At 68.6% G+C, this 16,585-nt stretch carries 18 protein-coding genes; 14 read left to right on the top strand and 4 right to left on the bottom strand.

The window, feature by feature from the left end:
• Positions 1-14 precede the first annotated feature (14 nt).
• From ACFOMD_RS09155 to rph, 4 genes are read right to left on the bottom strand one after another with little or no spacing between them, the layout of a single operon-like run.
• The gene (locus ACFOMD_RS09155; protein WP_380860205.1) at positions 15-554 is read right to left on the bottom strand and encodes a hypothetical protein; all 540 of its coding nucleotides are present in this window, start codon (positions 552-554) and stop codon (positions 15-17) included.
• A 40-nt stretch (positions 555-594) separates the two neighbouring features.
• Complete coding sequence (gene hemW / locus ACFOMD_RS09150) at positions 595-1,782, bottom strand: radical SAM family heme chaperone HemW (protein WP_380860202.1); 1,188 nt, start codon at positions 1,780-1,782, stop codon at positions 595-597.
• Positions 1,742-2,356: a non-canonical purine NTP pyrophosphatase gene (locus ACFOMD_RS09145; protein ID WP_380860199.1), complete on the bottom strand. Its 615-nt coding sequence runs from the start codon at positions 2,354-2,356 to the stop codon at positions 1,742-1,744. Before ACFOMD_RS09145 ends, hemW begins: the two co-directional genes overlap by 41 nt.
• A 2-nt stretch (positions 2,357-2,358) precedes the next feature.
• Entirely contained in the window at positions 2,359-3,075 is a 717-nt protein-coding gene (gene rph / locus ACFOMD_RS09140; protein ID WP_380860196.1) for a ribonuclease PH, read from the bottom strand.
• A 156-nt stretch (positions 3,076-3,231) separates the two neighbouring features.
• On the opposite strand from rph, the gene ACFOMD_RS09135 reads away from it, so the two are divergent.
• From ACFOMD_RS09135 to pnp, 14 genes are all read left to right on the top strand, one after another.
• Positions 3,232-3,426 carry a YgaP-like transmembrane domain gene (locus ACFOMD_RS09135; protein ID WP_380860193.1) on the top strand — a complete coding sequence of 65 codons (195 nt, stop codon included), beginning with the start codon at positions 3,232-3,234 and terminating at the stop codon, positions 3,424-3,426.
• A 76-nt stretch (positions 3,427-3,502) separates the two neighbouring features.
• On the top strand, positions 3,503-3,943 hold the full coding sequence (locus ACFOMD_RS09130; protein WP_380860190.1) for an RNA polymerase sigma factor: 441 nt from the start codon (positions 3,503-3,505) through the stop codon (positions 3,941-3,943).
• Positions 3,944-3,958: 15 nt separating this feature from the next.
• A complete protein-coding gene (locus ACFOMD_RS09125) occupies positions 3,959-4,684 on the top strand; it encodes a CPBP family intramembrane glutamic endopeptidase (protein ID WP_380860187.1) in 726 nt (241 codons plus the stop codon).
• 39 nt (positions 4,685-4,723) lie between these two features.
• Positions 4,724-5,770 carry a heat-inducible transcriptional repressor HrcA gene (gene hrcA, locus ACFOMD_RS09120; RefSeq protein WP_380860184.1) on the top strand — a complete coding sequence of 349 codons (1,047 nt, stop codon included), beginning with the start codon at positions 4,724-4,726 and terminating at the stop codon, positions 5,768-5,770.
• On the top strand, positions 5,767-6,294 hold the full coding sequence (grpE, locus tag ACFOMD_RS09115) for a nucleotide exchange factor GrpE (protein ID WP_380860181.1): 528 nt from the start codon (positions 5,767-5,769) through the stop codon (positions 6,292-6,294). Before hrcA ends, grpE begins: the two co-directional genes overlap by 4 nt.
• 162 nt (positions 6,295-6,456) lie before the next feature.
• Positions 6,457-6,978 carry a ribosome maturation protein RimP gene (gene rimP, locus ACFOMD_RS09110; RefSeq protein WP_380860178.1) on the top strand — a complete coding sequence of 174 codons (522 nt, stop codon included), beginning with the start codon at positions 6,457-6,459 and terminating at the stop codon, positions 6,976-6,978.
• A gap of 5 nt (positions 6,979-6,983) precedes the next feature.
• Positions 6,984-8,525: a transcription termination factor NusA gene (gene nusA / locus ACFOMD_RS09105; protein WP_380860175.1), complete on the top strand. Its 1,542-nt coding sequence runs from the start codon at positions 6,984-6,986 to the stop codon at positions 8,523-8,525.
• The gene (locus ACFOMD_RS09100) at positions 8,512-9,159 is read left to right on the top strand and encodes a DUF448 domain-containing protein (RefSeq protein WP_380860172.1); all 648 of its coding nucleotides are present in this window, start codon (positions 8,512-8,514) and stop codon (positions 9,157-9,159) included. Before nusA ends, ACFOMD_RS09100 begins: the two co-directional genes overlap by 14 nt.
• A gap of 16 nt (positions 9,160-9,175) precedes the next feature.
• Positions 9,176-11,866 carry a translation initiation factor IF-2 gene (infB, locus tag ACFOMD_RS09095; RefSeq protein ID WP_380860169.1) on the top strand — a complete coding sequence of 897 codons (2,691 nt, stop codon included), beginning with the start codon at positions 9,176-9,178 and terminating at the stop codon, positions 11,864-11,866.
• A gap of 24 nt (positions 11,867-11,890) precedes the next feature.
• Positions 11,891-12,319 carry a 30S ribosome-binding factor RbfA gene (rbfA, locus tag ACFOMD_RS09090; protein ID WP_380860166.1) on the top strand — a complete coding sequence of 143 codons (429 nt, stop codon included), beginning with the start codon at positions 11,891-11,893 and terminating at the stop codon, positions 12,317-12,319.
• A gap of 211 nt (positions 12,320-12,530) precedes the next feature.
• On the top strand, positions 12,531-12,878 hold the full coding sequence (locus tag ACFOMD_RS09085; RefSeq protein WP_380860163.1) for a DUF6491 family protein: 348 nt from the start codon (positions 12,531-12,533) through the stop codon (positions 12,876-12,878).
• A gap of 39 nt (positions 12,879-12,917) precedes the next feature.
• Positions 12,918-13,799, top strand: coding sequence for a tRNA pseudouridine(55) synthase TruB (gene truB, locus ACFOMD_RS09080; protein ID WP_380860160.1), 882 nt, complete (start codon positions 12,918-12,920; stop codon positions 13,797-13,799).
• 13 nt (positions 13,800-13,812) lie between these two features.
• On the top strand, positions 13,813-14,082 hold the full coding sequence (rpsO, locus tag ACFOMD_RS09075; RefSeq protein WP_380860157.1) for a 30S ribosomal protein S15: 270 nt from the start codon (positions 13,813-13,815) through the stop codon (positions 14,080-14,082).
• A 113-nt stretch (positions 14,083-14,195) separates the two neighbouring features.
• Positions 14,196-16,562 (top strand): polyribonucleotide nucleotidyltransferase, encoded by a 2,367-nt coding sequence (gene pnp, locus ACFOMD_RS09070; RefSeq protein WP_380860154.1) that lies wholly within the window; start codon positions 14,196-14,198, stop codon positions 16,560-16,562.
• The last annotated feature ends 23 nt before the right edge of the window (positions 16,563-16,585 follow it).

The following is a 16,585-nucleotide window of genomic DNA, read 5'->3' as shown; positions in this document are numbered from 1 at the left end:
GCGATCCGTGCCGGTCAGTTCGGTGAGGTGTCGATCGCCGGCTTGCAGCGCCGCGTCTCGTATACGCCGCGCAGAAAGCCGCGCCGGGCATAGCCGACATCGATCGCCGCGTTGCGCCGCCGCTCGGCGGGCGCCGCGCCGCTGACCTCGCGCACCAGCCCGCGGAACGGCAGGATCGAATTGACCACCGTCTTGCCGCCCGCCGCCGCCAGCCGCCCGACGCGGTTCTCCTTGGTTGGGAAGCCGCCGGTGAAATCCGGCCCCAGCACCTTGTTGAGCGCGACGAGCGCGGCGCCGAGGTCGGCGCAGCGCTTCAGCCCTTCGAGGCTGTAGGGATTAGCCACCGCGATCGCGAGCACCGGCGCGATCTCCGCCTTGGCGATGCCGACGTCGCGCACCGGCTGCGTCGCGATATGGCCGGCGTTGCGCACCGCCTCGCCAACCGGCAACGGATCGTCGGTCGCCGCCGCCGCTGGCGGTGTCTGTTCAGGCTGCTGCGCCGTCGCGGACGTCGCCGCGAACAACAGCAGCGCCAGTGCCCCTGCCTTCCCCATGCGGCGAGGATTTAGAGGGACGGCGACTCGGCGGCAACGGTCACGATGCCGCGACCTTGGCGATCACCGCGTTGAGCAGCAGCATGCCCGCGGGCATCAGCCGCAGCCCGCGCGCGTCATGCTCGACGAGGCCGAGCCCGACCAGCTCCGCGGTGCCGCGCGCATCGATCGCGTCATCGAGCGCAACGCCCGTGCCCGCTCTGAACCGCGCTGCGTCGATGCCGTCCTTCAGCCGCAACCCCATCAGCAGCGCCTCCTCGGCGCGCATCGCGGGGGTCAGCACCGCCTCCTCGCTCATGCCGTGGCCCTGCGCGCGCACCCCGGCGATCCAGCCCTCGGGCTTCATCGTGCGCACCGTCGCGACGCCACGCCGCCGGCCATGCGCGCCGGGGCCGACGCCCACGTAATCGGCATAGTGCCAATAGGCGAGATTGTGCCGGCTCTCCGCGCCCGCCCGCGCATGGTTCGACACTTCGTAAGCGGGAAGGCCGGCCGCTGCCGTCATCGCGCGCGTCGTCTCGAACAGTTCGGCGGAAACATCCTCGTCGGGCAGCACCAGCTTGCCGCTGGCGTGCAGGCTGGCGAAGCGGGTCTTCGGCTCGATGGTCAGCTGATAGAGCGACAGATGCTCGGTGCCGAAACCGATCGCACGGGTCAGTTCGGCCTGCCAGCCATCGACCGTCTGTTCGGGCCGCGCATAGATCAGGTCGAAGCTCACGCGGTCGAAATTGGTCTGCGCCACGTCGAGCGCCGCGAGCCCCATCGCCACGTCGTGCGGCCGCCCGAGCAGCTTCAGCGACGCGTCGTCGAGCGCCTGCAGCCCCAGCGAGACGCGGTTGACGCCCGCCGCTGCGAAGCCGGCAAAGCGCGCCGCCTCGACGCTGGTCGGGTTGGCCTCCAGCGTGATCTCGACACCCGGCGCCACCGGCCACAGCCGCGCGATCTTGTCGATGATCGCCGCCGTCGATGACGGGTCCATCAGCGACGGGGTGCCGCCACCGAAGAAGATGCTGACCACCCGTGCGTCGGGCAGCATCGCCGCCTCATGCCGGAGGTCAGCGATCAGCGCGTCGCGCCAGCCCGCCTCGTCGACCGAGGCGCGAACGTGGCTGTTGAAATCACAATAGGGGCATTTCGAGACGCAGAACGGCCAGTGGACATAGACCGCTAGCGGCCGACCGCCCCCGTCAGAAACAGGCGGCGACCAGCTTCTCAAAAGCCCTGGCACGGTGGCTGATCGCATGTTTCTCGCTCGGGTCGATTTCGGCGAAGGTAAGGCTTCCGCTGCCCGGAACGAAGACCGGATCGTAGCCGAAGCCCAAAGTGCCGCGGGGCGGCCAGGTCAGATGGCCCTCGATGCGCCCCGAAAAGCAGTCGACATGGCCATCGGGCCAGGCGAGCGCGAGGGTGCAGGCGAACGCCGCGGCGCGCGACACGTCGGGGCCGAGCTTCTGAAGCTCCGCCTCGACCTTTTCCATCGCCATATACCAGTCGCGCGTGCCGTCGGCCGCTTCCGCCCAGTTCGCGGTGTAGACCCCCGGCCGCCCGCCGAGCGCCGCGACTTCGAGCCCGCTGTCGTCGGCGAGCGCCGGCATGCCGCTGCCCCGCGCCGAGGCCAGCGCCTTCAACGTGGCGTTGCCGACAAAGCTGTCCTCGGTCTCCTCGGGCTCGGGCAGGCCGAGATGCCCCGCCGACACCGGCTCCATGCCGAGCGGGCCCAGCAGCGCGGTGATCTCGCGCACCTTGCCCTGATTGTGACTGGCGATGACCAGTGGGCCGGGGAGGAGCCTGCGCGCCGTCATGCTCAGCGACCCGTCACCTTGTGCTGCATCGCGAAGATCTCGTCGCAGCCGATACGGGCGAGGCGCATCATGCGCAGCAGCCCTTCCTCGTCGAACGCCGCGCCCTCGGCGGTCGCCTGCACCTCGGCGATGTGGCCGCCTTCGAGGAGCACGAAGTTCGCGTCGGTCTCGGCGGTCGAATCCTCATCATAGTCGAGGTCGAGCACCGCGGTGCCGTTGTGGAAGCCGCACGACACCGCCGCGACACGACCCTTCAACGGATCGATCTCGAGGCTGTTCGCCTTCATGATGCCGTCGATGGCGAGGCGCAGCGCCACCCAGGCGCCCGAGATCGCCGCGGTGCGCGTGCCACCGTCCGCCTGGATGACGTCGCAGTCGAGCGTGATCTGGCGCTCGCCGAGCAGCTTGAGGTCGGTGACGGCGCGCAGGCTACGGCCGATGAGGCGCTGGATTTCCTGGGTGCGGCCCGACTGCTTACCCTTCGCCGCTTCGCGGTTGCCGCGGGTGTGGGTGGCGCGCGGCAGCATGCCATATTCTGCCGTGACCCAGCCCTTGCCCTGCCCGCGCAGCCAGGGCGGCAGCCGCTCCTCTACGCTGGCGGTGACCAGCACATGCGTGCGGCCGAACTTCACCAGGCACGAGCCTTCGGCGTGCGCGCTGAAACCCGGGATCATTTCGAGCTGACGCATCTGGTCGGGGGCGCGGCCGGACGGGCGCATGGGATCACTCCTTATGATGGAGCGCGCGGTCTAGCGGGATGGCGGCGGGAGGGCAAACGCTTCGCCGAACATTCGCCTGTAACCTTTCCCGCCCCGCCGCCCTCTTCATCTTGTGGTCGCCCCCTCATGGTGCGACCCTAGCGAAGGGGAAGGCCCATGTTCGCCACCAATGTCACCGCGATCGAACGGCTGCTGCGCGTCCTGCTCGGCGGCGGGCTCGCGGCGTATGGCGTCGTTTCGCTCGACAATATCATCGTCGCTGCCGTCGGCGCCTGTCTGGCGCTGACCGGCCTGATCGGATTCTGCCCGGCCTGTGCGCTCGCCGGGCGGCGGCTGAAGCCGAAATCATGAGGGGGCGGCGATAGCGGCGTTCGATTCCGCGCTCGTCGAGGCGGCCCGGCAGGGTGACCGGGCGGCGCTGGACACGTTGCTGCGCACCGCGCGGCCGTTCCTCCGCCGCCAGGCCGAGCGCAACTGCCTCGCCGATGCGGAGGACGCGACGCAAGAAGCGCTCGTCACGGTGCAGCGCAAGCTGCCGGCCTTGCGATCGGCCGCCGCCTTTCCGGCCTGGCTGCTGCGCATCGTCGCCCGCATCTGCTTCGGGCTCGTCGCCCCGCTGTGGCGGCGGATCGAGGAGCTGAAGGAGGCCGATGCGATCGCCGCCGAGCTGCCGTCGGCCGAGGCGCGGATCGATCTGGAACGCGCCGTCGCGGCGCTGCCCGAGACGTACCGGGTGCCGTTGCTGATGCATTATTACGAGGATCGGCCGGTGGCGGAGATCGCCGCGCGGCTGGGGATCAGCGAGGCGGCGGCCAAGGTGCGGCTGCACCGGGCGCGGGAGAAAATCCGCGCGCTGCTGACGCCCTGACGAAGGGGACACATCATGGCCACCAGCCTGATCGAAACGACCCGCCGCTATGCCGTGCCGATCCTGATCGGCGCTGCGGTGGCGATTGCCGGCATACTGCCCTGGGCGCTGATCGCGCCGATCAACGCCCGTGTTCGGCCCGACCTGCCGTGGGCGGCGGTTGCGATGGTCGCCTATCTGGCGCTGTACGTCGCCTGGCTGAACGGCGCCGGCTGGCCGAAGCGCTGGCGGGAATGGCGGCACGAGAGCCTGCGGCTGTGGCGGCCGGGCCCGAGCATCTGGACCCGAGCCGGCCTTGGGCCAACCTTGGCGCTGCTTGCCCTGCTGACGATGCTCTACATCCTCTGGATCGCACTCGACGGCCAGCGCCCGCCGCCCGACCTCAGCCTGTATCCGACCACCGCCTACCGCATCTCGATCGTCCTGATCGGCGCGCTGGTCAGCGGCCTCGTCGAGGAGGTGGCGTTTCGCGGCTATATGCAGAGCCGGCTGGAGCGTTATGGCGCCGGCACCGCGATCGTCGTCACCAGTCTCGTGTTCACGCTGTTCCACGGCGTCCACGGCGGCGCGGCGCTGCTGCTGCTCGGCCCCGGCCTGTTCATCGCCTCGGCGCTCTACGGGATGCTCGCCTATCACACCGGCTCGATCGTGCCAGGAATCGTGATGCACACGCTCGGCGACCTGTCCTACACCTTCTTCGCCACGCTCGGTGGGGACGCACGGCTGCTGATCGCGCCATGAGTTGAGGGCGGGCCGCCGACGCCCTACATTCACGCGGACATGCAGTCGCCCTCGATCATCGAACTGAACGACCGCGCGCGGGACATTTTCCGGCAGATCGTCGAATCCTATCTGGCGAGCGGCACGCCCGTGGGGTCGCGCACCTTGTCGAAGCTCGGCGGGCTCGGGCTGTCGCCGGCGTCGATCCGTAACGTCATGCAGGACCTCGAGGAGATGGGGCTGCTCGCCAGTCCGCACACCTCGGCCGGCCGCCTGCCCACCGACATCGGCCTCCGGCTGTTCGTCGACGGCATGATGCAGACCGGCGAGCCGGCGCCCGAAGAACAGGCAGCGATCGAGGAACAGCTGCGCGGCCGTGGCCTGCCGATGGAGGATGTGCTGAGCCGCACCACCTCGGTGCTCGCCGGGCTGTCCGCCTGCGCGGCGATCGTCATGGTGCCGAAGGCGGAAGCCGTGCTGCGGCAGCTCAGCTTCGTGCCGTTGGCGCCCGACCGCGCGCTCGCCGTGCTGGTCGGCGGCGACGGCTCGGTGGAGAACCGCGTCATCGACCTGCCGCCTGGCCTGCCGCCCGCCGCGCTGGTGCAGGCGTCCAACTACATCAACGCCCGCCTGTCGGGCCTGACCTTGGGCCAAGCCGCCGAACGGCTGCGCCACGAGATTTCCGCCGAGCGCGCCGAGCTCGACACCCTGGCGCGCGACGTCATCGAGCGCGGGCTCGCCATCTGGTCGTCGGACGGCGCGCAGCGGCCGGTGCTGATCGTGCGCGGGCAGGCACATCTGCTCGACGAGCAGGGCACCACCGATCTCGAGCGGCTGCGCTCCTTGCTCGCCGACCTCGACGGCAAGGAGGATCTGGTGCGCGTGCTCGACCTTGCGCGGTCCAGCCAAGCGATGAAGATTTTCATCGGGTCGGAGAACAAGCTGTTCTCTTTGTCCGGGTCGAGCGTTATCGCGGCACCCTATCGCGACGCAGGTGACCGCGTCGTCGGCGTCATCGGGGTGATCGGCCCCACGCGGTTGAACTATGCGCGGGTGGTTCCCATGGTGGACTACACCGCGAAAGCATTGAGCAGGTTGATTGGATGAACGACCCCACGACGAACCCTGAGAACGAGGATTTGCTGCCCGAGGATCAGGCAGCGGAAGCGCCCGCCGAGGCCACGCGGGATGCCGAGATCGCCGACCTCAAGGACCGGCTGCTGCGCCAGGCCGCCGAGACCGAGAATGTCCGCCGCCGGCTCGACCGCGAGAAGCGGGACGCGACCGCCTATGCCGTCACCGGCTTTGCCCGCGACCTGCTCGGCGTCGTCGACAACCTCCGTCGCGCGCTCGACGCCATCCCGGCCGAGGCGCGCGAGAACGAGACGGTGAAGACCGTCGTCACCGGTGTCGAGATGACCGAGCGCGAGCTGGTTAACACGCTGGCGCGCCACGGCGTCACCCGCATCGAATCGCAGGGCGAGAAGCTCGATCCCAACCGCCACCAGGCGATGATCGAGGTCGAGCATGACGCCGAGGCCGGCACCATCGTTCAGGAGCTGCAGGCCGGCTACATGCTGAAGGACCGCCTGCTCCGCCCGGCAATGGTGAGCGTCGCGCGGGCCAAGTAAGGCCGCCGCCCGAATTCCCGCACCAGCGGGCGTGAAAGCCGCGGGGACGCTTGCCGTCCTCGCGGCTTTCACCTATATCCGCCGCATCTTCCACATGGGTGACCTTGAGGAAGCTGGTTCCAGCCTCGGGACCGGCGCCGAAGGTGCTTGGAGAAACGACTTTTGACCGACGCCGCGCAGCTGACGAAGTTGATCGAGCCCGAGGTGACGCGCCTCGGCTTCGACCTCGTGCGCGTGTCGCTGTCGGGGACGAAGTACGTGTCGCTGCAGGTGATGGCCGAGGACCCGAAGACCGGCCAGCTCACGCTCGACGAATGCGCCACCATCTCGCGCGCGCTGTCGGCGATGCTCGACGAGACCGACCCGATTGAGGATGAATATCGGCTCGAGGTCTCCTCGCCCGGCATCGACAGGCCGCTGACGCGGGCCAAGGACTGGACCGACTGGGCCGGCCACGAAGCGAAGATCGCGCTGAGCGAAGCCATCGACGGCCGCAAGCGCTTCTTCGGCATCGTGAAGGGCCTCGACGGCGACACCGCGCTGATCGAGGTCGACGACGCCGAGATCCGGCTGCCGCTCAGCCTCATTCAATCTGCCAAGCTCACGCTCACCGACGAGCTGATCAAGGCAAGCAAGCCGCTCTCGTCAGAGGGTGCCGACGACATCATCGAAGAGAAGGAATAGACGGCATGGCCACTGCCATTTCCGCCAACAAGGCCGAGCTGCTCGCGATCGCCGACGCCGTCGCGCGCGAGAAGTCGATCGATCGCGGCATCGTCATCGAGGCGATGGAGGACGCGATCCAGAAGGCCGCTCGCGCCCGCTACGGCGCCGAGAACGACATCCGCGCCAAGATCGACGCCAAGTCGGGCGACATGCGCCTGTGGCGCGTCGTCGAGGTGGTCGAGCAGGTCGAGGATTATTTCAAGCAGACGTCGGTCAAGGACGCGCAGAAGCGCGACGCCGACGCCAAGGTCGGCGATTTTGTCGTCGATCCGCTGCCGCCGATCGAGTTCGGCCGCATCGCCGCGCAGGCCGCGAAGCAGGTCATCGTGCAGAAGGTCCGCGACGCCGAGCGCGAGCGCCAGCACGAGGAATATAAGGACCGCGTCAACGAGGTGATCACCGGTGTGGTGAAGCGCGTCGAGTTCGGCCATGTCGTCGTCGATCTCGGCCGCGCCGAGGGTGTCATCCGCCGCGACCAGCAGATCCCGCGCGAGGTGCTGCGCGTCAACGACCGCGTCCGGTCGCTGATTTTGAACGTCCGCCGCGAGAACCGCGGCCCGCAGATTTTCCTGTCGCGCGCCCACCCCGAGTTCATGAAGAAGCTGTTCGCGCAGGAAGTGCCGGAAATCTACGACGGCATCATCGAGATCAAGGCCTGCGCCCGCGACGCCGGCAGCCGCGCCAAGATCGGCGTCATCAGCCGCGACAGCTCGATCGACCCGGTCGGCGCCTGCGTCGGCATGAAGGGCAGCCGCGTGCAGGCCGTCGTGCAGGAGCTGCAGGGCGAGAAGATCGACATCATCCCCTGGTCGCCCGACACCGCCACCTTCGTGGTGAACGCGCTGCAGCCCGCCGAGGTGTCGAAGGTCGTCATCGACGAGGACGAGAACCGGCTGGAGGTCGTCGTTCCCGACGATCAGCTGAGCCTCGCCATCGGCCGCCGCGGCCAGAATGTCCGTCTCGCGAGCCAGCTGACCGGTCACCAGATCGATATCATGACCGAGGCCGACGAGAGCGAGAAGCGCCAGCGCGAGTTCATCGAGCGGTCGGAGATGTTCCAGCGCGAGCTCGACGTCGACGAGACGCTGGCGCAGCTGCTGGTTGCCGAGGGCTTTACCGAGCTCGAGGAGGTCGGCTACGTCGAGCTGCCCGAGCTGGCCTCGATCGAGGGCTTTGACGACGATCTGGCGAGCGAGCTTCAGAACCGCGCGCTGGAAGCACTGGAGCGCCGCGAGGCGGCCAACCGCGAAGAGCGGCGCGGCCTCGGCGTCGAGGATGCCGTCGGCGAGATCGAGGGCATCACCGAGGCGATGCTCGTCACGCTCGGCAAGGCCGGCATCAAGACGCTCGACGACCTCGGCGACCTCGCCACCGACGAGCTGGTCGGCAAGCGGGACGGCATCCTGAAGGACGCTGGCCTCAGCGAGGAAGACGGCAACCGCATCATCATGGCCGCCCGCGCCCACTGGTTCGAGGGGGACGCTGACGCGGATGCCGGAGCATGAAACCCCAGAACGTAAGTGCATATTAAGCGCTGAGCACGGCGCGCGCGACGACCTCATCCGTCTCGCGCTCGGCCCTGACGGCGATGTGCTTCCCGACCTCGGCGCGAAGGCGCCGGGGCGCGGCGCCTGGGTCACGCCGGATCGCCGGCTGATCGAGGCGGCGGTGGCCAAGGGCAAGCTACGCGGCGCGCTGCTGCGTGCCTTCAAGGGCGCGACGATCAAGGTGCCCGACGACCTCGTCCAGCGCATCGAGGCAGGGCTTCAGCGCCGCGCGCTCGACCGGCTGGGGTTGGAATTGCGCACCGGCAACCTCATGTTGGGATCGGATCGCATCCTCGACAAGATTCGCGCCGGACGGGTGCATTTACTGCTTCACGCGGCCGATGCGTCGGCGGACGGGCGCGGCAAGCTCGACCAGAAGCTCCGCGTTTCCGAGATGGGCGAGTCGGTGGTGCTCCCGGTGGGCCGTTCCGAATTGTCGGTGGCCTTGGGGCGCGAAAATGTTGTACACGCCGCGCTCTGCGACCGCGCGGCAGCGACACGGGTAGCAGCCGCCGTCTCACGGTGGCGCGCTTTCTGCGGAACGAATGACGATGGCGCGGACGGGGAGCACGGCTCCGCGGCCGAACGGTAAGGGTATCAGGCTAAGCATGACCGAAGACAATAAACCGAAACTTGGCCTCCGGCCCGCGCTCGGCGTGAAGCGCACCGTCGAGATCGGCAAGGTGAAGCAGAGCTTCAGCCATGGCCGCACCCACTCGGTGGTGGTCGAGACCAAGAAGACCCGCGTGCTGCGCCGTCCGGGCGAAGCCGCGCCGGTCGAGGCGCCCGAGGCCGAGGCGCCCGTCGCCGCGCCGGCGCCCGCCCCGGCTCCGGTCGCTGCTCCCGCCCCTGCGCCCGCGCCCGCGCCCGAGGCGGCTGCCCCGGCGCCCGAACCCGTCGCCGAGGCGGCCGCGGCGCCGGAACCGGCTGCCCCGGCAGCGGCTGCTCCGACGCCGACACCTGCGCCTGCGCCTGTACCGGCTGCTCCCGCGCCGACGGCGCGCCGTCCGGAAGCGCCCCGCGCGGCGCCGAACGATTTGATGTCGCGCCAGGAGCGCCAGGCCCTCCTCCTCCGCCAGGCGGAAGAAGATCGCCTGCGCCTGTCCGAGGAGCGTCGCCGCGAGGACGACCGCGCCCGTACCGAGGCGCAGGACGCCGAGCGTCGCCGCGTCGAGGACCGCCGCCGCGAGGAAGAGGAAGCCGCGACCCGCGCCGCCGAGGACGCGAAGCGCGCTGCCGAGGCGCCCGCGACCGCCGAGCCGCGTACCGCCACGGCCGCGCCGTCGACGACCGCGCGCCGCACCGACGATGACGACCGCGACATGCGCCGCCCCGGTGGCGCACCTGCCGGCCGCCGGCCCGACGCCCCCGCGGCACCGAAGCCATCGCGTGGCCGCGAGGACAATCGCCGCCAGTCGGGCAAGCTCACCGTCACCCGCGCGCTCGACGACGAGGACGGCACGCGCTCGCGTTCGCTGGCCGCGCTGCGCCGCGCGCGCGAGAAGGATCGCCGCTCGCACATGGGCGGCGGCGCCTCGACCGCCAAGCAAGTTCGCGACGTGGTGGTGCCCGACACCATCACCGTGGCCGAGCTCGCCAACCGCATGGCGGAGCGCGGCGCCGACCTGGTGAAGGCCCTGTTCAAGATGGGCATGCCCGTCACGGTCAATCAGTCGATCGACCAGGACACCGCCGAGCTGCTGGTCACCGAGTTCGGCCACAACATCAAGCGCGTGTCCGAGAGCGACATCGACATCGACGCCACCACCGACGTCGATGCCGACACGACGCTGACCGCGCGTCCGCCGGTCGTGACCATCATGGGCCACGTCGACCACGGCAAGACCTCGCTGCTCGACGCGCTGCGCGGCACCGATGTCGTCGCCGGCGAGGCGGGCGGCATCACCCAGCACATCGGCGCCTATCAGGTGAAGGTGAAGTCGGGCGAGCGTGTCACCTTCCTCGACACGCCGGGCCACGCGGCCTTCACCGAGATGCGCGCGCGCGGCGCCAACGTCACCGATATCGTGGTGATCGTGGTGGCGGGCGACGACGGCCTGATGCCGCAGACCATCGAGGCGATCGCCCACACCAAGGCGGCCGGCGTTCCGATGATCGTCGCCATCAACAAGATGGACAAGCCGGGCAGCAATGCCCAGCGCATCCGCGAGGCGCTGCTCCAGCACGACATCCAGGTCGAGGCGATGGGCGGCGAAATCCAGGACGTCGAGGTTTCGGCGCTGAAGAAGACCGGCCTTGATGAGCTGATCGAGAAGATCCTGCTGCAGGCGGAAATCCTCGAGCTGAAGGCGAATGCCGACCGCGCCGCCGAGGCGACGGTGATCGAGGCGAAGCTCGACAAGGGCCGCGGGCCCGTAGCGACCGTCCTCGTCAGCCGCGGCACGCTGCGCACCGGCGATATCTTCGTTGTCGGCGGGGAGTCGGGCAAGGTCCGCGCGCTGGTCAACGACCGCGGCCAGCAGATCAAGGAAGCCGGGCCGTCGATGCCGGTCGAGGTGCTCGGCCTGTCGGGCGCGCCGATGGCGGGCGACCCGCTGACCGTCGTCGAGAACGAGGCGCGCGCCCGCGAGGTCGCCGCCTATCGCCAGAGCGTGGCGCAGCGCAAGCGCACCACGCAGGCGCCGTCGAGCATGGAGAACATGTTCTCGGCGCTGAAGGCCAACAAGATCATCGAGTTCCCGATCGTCATCAAGGCGGACGTGCAGGGTTCGGTCGAAGCGATCGTCGGCAGCCTCAACAAGCTGTCGAACGACGAGATCAAGGTGCGCGTGCTGCACTCGGGTGTCGGCGCGATCACCGAGTCGGACGTCACGCTGGCCAAGGCCAGCAAGGCGCCGATCGTCGGCTTCGGCGTCCGCGCCAACGCCAAGGCGCGCGAGATCGCGCAGCGCGACGGTGTCGAGTTCAAATTCTATGACATCATCTACGAGCTGCTCGACGAGATGAAGGACGCGATGGCGGGCAAGCTGTCGCCGGAGCGCATCGAGAACGTCATGGGCCGTGCAAACGTGCTCGAGGTGTTCGCGGCGGGCAAGGGCAAGGCCGCCGGTCTGCGCGTCGTCGAGGGCGTCATCCGCCGCAATCTCAAGGTCCGCGTCATGCGCGACGACGTCATCATCTGGAACGGCAACATCGCCTCGCTGCGCCGCTTCAAGGACGACGTCAACGAAGTGCGCTCGGGTCTCGAATGCGGTGTCGTGCTTGAAGGCAACATGGATGTCCGCATCGGCGATATCCTTGAGACCTACGAGGTTGAGGAGCGGGCGCGCACCCTCTAACGGGTGCCGCCCCTTCCCCCGCCCATGCGGCAGCAACGCGACGAGCAGGGTAAGTCGGTTCGGACGCTCCGGGTCGGCGAGCAGATGCGCCATGCGCTCGCCGAGGTGCTGTCGCGCGGGCAGCTTCGCGACGAGGTGCTCGAACGCGCCATCATCTCGGTGACCGAGGTGCGCATGTCGCCCGACCTGCGCCACGCCACCGTGTTCATCCAGCCGCTCGGCGCCTCCGAACAGGAGGCGATCGAGGTGATCAAGGCGATGAAGCGCAACGTGCGCTTCCTGAAGACCGAGGCCGCGCGGCGCGTGAACACCAAATATGCCGCCGAGCTGCATTTCCACCTCGACGAGACCTTCGACGAGGCCAGCCGCATCGACGCCATCCTGCGCTCGCCGCAGGTCGCCCGCGACCTCGGCGGCAAGATGGGCAATCCGGACGACAGCGACGACAACTAGGCTGCTGTCTCTGAAGGGCTCGTCATCCTGACGAAAGTCGGGATCGCGTCCCGAAGGCCCTGCCCATGCATTTGGCTGCAAGCCGTCAACGCCCCTGCCCCCATGAGGTCCTGACTTTTGTCAGGATGACGTATGGCTCGCTCATTCAGCGGCAGTTCACTGCCTGTTCCCTATCTCTCTCCCGTAACCAACAAGAACGGGAGAATCCGACGTGAACACCCTCGCCAAGGCTCTGCTGGCGGCGCTGGCCGTCACGACCGCGATGCCGGCCGCCGCCACCGTCGAGCGGCCGAAGGAAGCGCGCATCAACTTCGTCAACCACGGCGGCATCCGCGACTGGCGCGTCGTCGACCGCGACACGCTGCTGATCCGCGGCACCGGCAAGCGCTGGTACAAGGCCGAGCTGTTCGCCCCCGCCTGGGGCCTGAACTATGCGCACGCCATCGGCTTCGACACCGGCTTCGGCGGCACCTTCGATCGCTTCTCCTCGGTGATCGTCGAAGGACGCCGCTATCCGCTGCGTTCGCTGACCGAGGTCGAAGCGCCGGCGCGCGGCTAATCGTTGCCGCCGCCCCCTCGCGCGGTTAACAGCCGCGCGATGCATGGCTGGATCATTCTCGACAAGCCGCTCGGCCTGTCCTCGGCGCAGGCCGTCGCGGCAGTGAAGCGCAACGCCCGCGAAAGCGGCTGGGGCAAGGTGAAGATCGGCCACGGCGGCACGCTCGATCCGCTCGCCACCGGCGTCCTCCCGATCGCGCTCGGCGAGGCGACCAAGCTCACCGGCCGGCTGCTCGACGCGACCAAGCGCTACCGCTTCACCATCGCCTTCGGCACTGCGACTGCCACCGACGATGCGGAGGGCGAGGTGGTCGCCACCTCCGACGTGCGTCCCGACCGTGCCGCGGTCGAGGCGGCGCTGCCGCGCTTCACCGGCCCGATCACCCAGACGCCGCCCGCCTATTCGGCGCTGAAGGTCGACGGGCAGCGCGCCTATGCGCTGGCCCGTGCCGGCGAAACCGTCGAACTCGCGTCGCGCGACGTCACCGTCTACGCGCTCGCGCTGGAAGCCTGCGACGGGGCGAGCGCGACCCTCGACGCCACCGTGTCGAAGGGCACCTATATCCGCAGCCTCGCGCGCGATCTCGCGCTGGCGCTGGGCAGCGTCGGCCATGTGTCGATGCTGCGGCGGACCAAGGCGGGCCCGTTCGGGGAAGATTCCGCGATTTCACTGGACAAACTGAACGCGCTCGGACATAGCCGCGCGCTTGAACAGGCCCTTTTGCCGCTGACGGCTGGACTGGACGACATCCCGGTCCTCACCGTCGACCCCGCGCAGGCAGCCATGCTTCGGCAAGGACGGCTGCTCGACGGACGCCCTGACAATCACGGGCTCCATCTCGCGACCGCCGGGTCTGTTCCGGTCGCGCTGGTCGATGTTTCGGCCGATGGGGTTCGCGTGGTGCGGGGATTCAACATCTAGCCAGGAGATCACGATGTCGATCACTACCGAGCGCAAGGCTGCGCTTATCCAGGAACACGCCCGCGAAGCCAACGACACCGGCAGCCCTGAAGTTCAGGTGGCCATTCTGTCGGAGCGCATCGCCAACCTGACCGAGCACTTCAAGACCCACGCGAAGGACAATCACTCGCGCCGCGGCCTGCTGATGCTGGTCAACAAGCGCCGTTCGCTGCTCGACTATCTGAAGAGCAAGGACGAAGGCCGCTACACCGACCTGATCGGTAAGCTCGGTCTCCGTAAGTAAATATCTTCGGACAGGCCCCACGACGGGGCCTGTTCCACTTCCGGCGGCTGCGATGGGCGCACCCGCCGGCGTAAGCGTCTTCGGAATGTCCGAGGACATGCAGGAAAAGACGTATGTTCGAGATTCATAAGCAGGAAGTGATGTGGGGCGGCCGCAAGCTGACCCTCGAGACCGGGCGTATCGCCCGCCAGGCCGACGGCGCGGTGCTCGCGACGTATGGCGAGACCGTGGTGCTGTGCGCCGTCACCGCCGCCAAGTCGGTGAAGGAAGGCCAGGACTTCTTCCCGCTGACCGTCCACTATCAGGAGAAATACTCCTCGGCCGGCCGCATCCCCGGCGGCTTCTTCAAGCGCGAGCGCGGCGCCACCGAGAAGGAGACGCTGGTCTCCCGCCTCATCGACCGTCCGGTTCGCCCGCTGTTCCCGGAAGGCTTCTACAACGAGATCAACGTCATCGCCCAGGTGCTGAGCTATGACGGCGAGAACGAGCCCGACATCCTCGCGATGGTCGCCGCCTCGGCCGCGCTCACCATCTCGGGCGTGCCCTTCATGGGCCCGATCGTCGCGGCGCGCGTCAGCTACAACGACGGCGAATATATCCTGAACCCGACCGACGAGCAGGTCGCCGCCGGCGATCTCGACCTCGTCATGGCCGGCACCCAGGACGCCGTCATGATGGTCGAGTCGGAGGCGAAGGAGCTGTCCGAAGACGTCATGCTCGGCGCCGTGATGTTCGGCCACAAGCAGTCGCAGGTCGTGATCGACGCGATCATCAACCTCGCCGAGGATGCCGCCAAGGATCCGTGGGAGCTGAAGGCCGGCGACGACAATTCGGCGGTCAAGGCCGAGCTGAAGAAGCTCATCGGCAGCGACATCGCCGCCGCGTACAAGACCACGCTGAAGTCCGACCGTTCGAACATGCTGAACGAGGCGCGCGCCAAGGCGAAGGCCGCCATGGCCGACAAGACGCCGCAGGAGCAGATGGTCGCCCTGAAGCTCGTCAAGAAGCTCGAGGCGGAGATCGTGCGCGGCGCCATCCTCAAGGACGGCAAGCGTATCGACGGCCGCGACACCAAGACCGTCCGCCAGATCGTCGCCGAGGCGCACGTCCTGCCGCGCACGCACGGCTCGGCGCTGTTCACGCGCGGCGAGACCCAGACCATCGCGACCTGCACGCTCGGGACCAAGGAGTCGGAGCAGATGGTCGATGGCCTGAACGGCCTCAGCTACCAGAACTTCATGCTGCACTATAACTTCCCGCCCTATTCGGTGGGCGAGGTCGGCCGCTTCGGCGCGCCGAGCCGCCGCGACGTGGGTCACGGCAAGCTGGCCTGGCGCGCTTTGCGCGCCGTCCTCCCGACGAAGGAAGAGTTCCCCTATACGATCCGCCTCACCTCGGACATCACCGAGTCGAACGGCTCGTCGTCGATGGCGACCGTCTGCGGCGGCAGCCTCGCGATGATGGACGCCGGCGTGCCGATCAAGCGTCCGGTCTCGGGCATCGCCATGGGGCTCATCCTCGAAGGCAAGGACTATGCGGTCCTCTCCGACATCCTCGGCGACGAGGATCACCTCGGCGATATGGACTTCAAGGTGGCCGGCACCAGCGAGGGCATCACCTCGCTGCAGATGGACATCAAGATCGCCGGCATCACCGAGGAGATCATGAAGGCCGCGCTCGCACAGGCGAGGGACGGCCGCGCGCACATCCTCGGCGAGATGGCGAAGGCGCTCGATCAGAGCCGCACCGAGCTGTCGGCGCACGCCCCGCGCATCGAGACCATGTCGATTTCGAAGGACAAGATCCGCGAAGTCATCGGCACCGGCGGCAAGGTGATCCGCGAGATCGTCGCCACCACCGGCGCCAAGGTCGACATCGACGAGGACGGCACCATCAAGATCAGCTCGTCGGACCCGGCGCAGATCGAAGCCGCCCGCAACTGGATCAAGGGCATCGTCGAGGAACCGGAAGTCGGCAAGATCTACGCCGGCAAGGTCGTCTCGATGGTCGACTTCGGTGCGTTCGTGAACTTCATGGGTGCCAAGGACGGTTTGGTGCACATCTCGGAGATCAAGAACGAGCGCGTGGCGAAGGTCCAGGAGGTTCTCGAGGAGGGCCAGCAGGTCAAGGTCAAGGTGCTCGGCATCGACGACCGCGGCAAGGTGCGCCTGTCGATGCGCCTCGTCGACCAGGAAACCGGCGAAGAGCTGGCCGACACGCGCCCGCCGCGTGAAGGTGGCGAGCGCAGCGACCGTGGCGATCGCGGCCCGCGCCGTGACGGCGGCGACCGTGGCCCGCGTCGCGATGGCGACCGGGGTCCGCGCCGCGACGGCGGTGACCGCGGCCCGCGTGGTGATCGCGGCGGCGATCGTGGCCCGCGCCGCGACCGCGAGGATCGCCCGCGTCGTGAAGGTGGCGAAGAGGGCGGCAGCGAGCCGACCTTCGCGCCGGCCTTCCTGACCGGCAACAACGACGACTAGGCAGCCACCAGGCTGACGAATGC

Origin of the sequence: Sphingoaurantiacus capsulatus, from assembly GCF_042648405.1 — a bacterium.
Taxonomy (GTDB): domain Bacteria; phylum Pseudomonadota; class Alphaproteobacteria; order Sphingomonadales; family Sphingomonadaceae; genus Sphingoaurantiacus; species Sphingoaurantiacus capsulatus.
This window is presented reverse-complemented; position numbering and strand designations above follow the sequence as displayed.

Bases quoted from the DNA above. Each gene is read 5' to 3' on its own strand.
- ACFOMD_RS09155 (WP_380860205.1), bottom strand. From the start codon at position 554: ATGGGGAAGGCAGGGGCACTGGCGCTGCTGTTGTTCGCGGCGACGTCC.
- ACFOMD_RS09145 (WP_380860199.1), bottom strand. From the start codon at position 2,356: ATGACGGCGCGCAGGCTCCTCCCCGGCCCACTGGTCATCGCCAGTCAC.
- rph (WP_380860196.1), bottom strand. From the start codon at position 3,075: ATGCGCCCGTCCGGCCGCGCCCCCGACCAGATGCGTCAGCTCGAAATG.
- ACFOMD_RS09135 (WP_380860193.1), top strand. From the start codon at position 3,232: ATGTTCGCCACCAATGTCACCGCGATCGAACGGCTGCTGCGCGTCCTG.
- ACFOMD_RS09125 (WP_380860187.1), top strand. From the start codon at position 3,959: ATGGCCACCAGCCTGATCGAAACGACCCGCCGCTATGCCGTGCCGATC.
- hrcA (WP_380860184.1), top strand. From the start codon at position 4,724: ATGCAGTCGCCCTCGATCATCGAACTGAACGACCGCGCGCGGGACATT.
- grpE (WP_380860181.1), top strand. From the start codon at position 5,767: ATGAACGACCCCACGACGAACCCTGAGAACGAGGATTTGCTGCCCGAG.
- nusA (WP_380860175.1), top strand. From the start codon at position 6,984: ATGGCCACTGCCATTTCCGCCAACAAGGCCGAGCTGCTCGCGATCGCC.
- ACFOMD_RS09100 (WP_380860172.1), top strand. From the start codon at position 8,512: ATGCCGGAGCATGAAACCCCAGAACGTAAGTGCATATTAAGCGCTGAG.
- infB (WP_380860169.1), top strand. From the start codon at position 9,176: ATGACCGAAGACAATAAACCGAAACTTGGCCTCCGGCCCGCGCTCGGC.
- rbfA (WP_380860166.1), top strand. From the start codon at position 11,891: ATGCGGCAGCAACGCGACGAGCAGGGTAAGTCGGTTCGGACGCTCCGG.
- truB (WP_380860160.1), top strand. From the start codon at position 12,918: ATGCATGGCTGGATCATTCTCGACAAGCCGCTCGGCCTGTCCTCGGCG.
- rpsO (WP_380860157.1), top strand. From the start codon at position 13,813: ATGTCGATCACTACCGAGCGCAAGGCTGCGCTTATCCAGGAACACGCC.
- pnp (WP_380860154.1), top strand. From the start codon at position 14,196: ATGTTCGAGATTCATAAGCAGGAAGTGATGTGGGGCGGCCGCAAGCTG.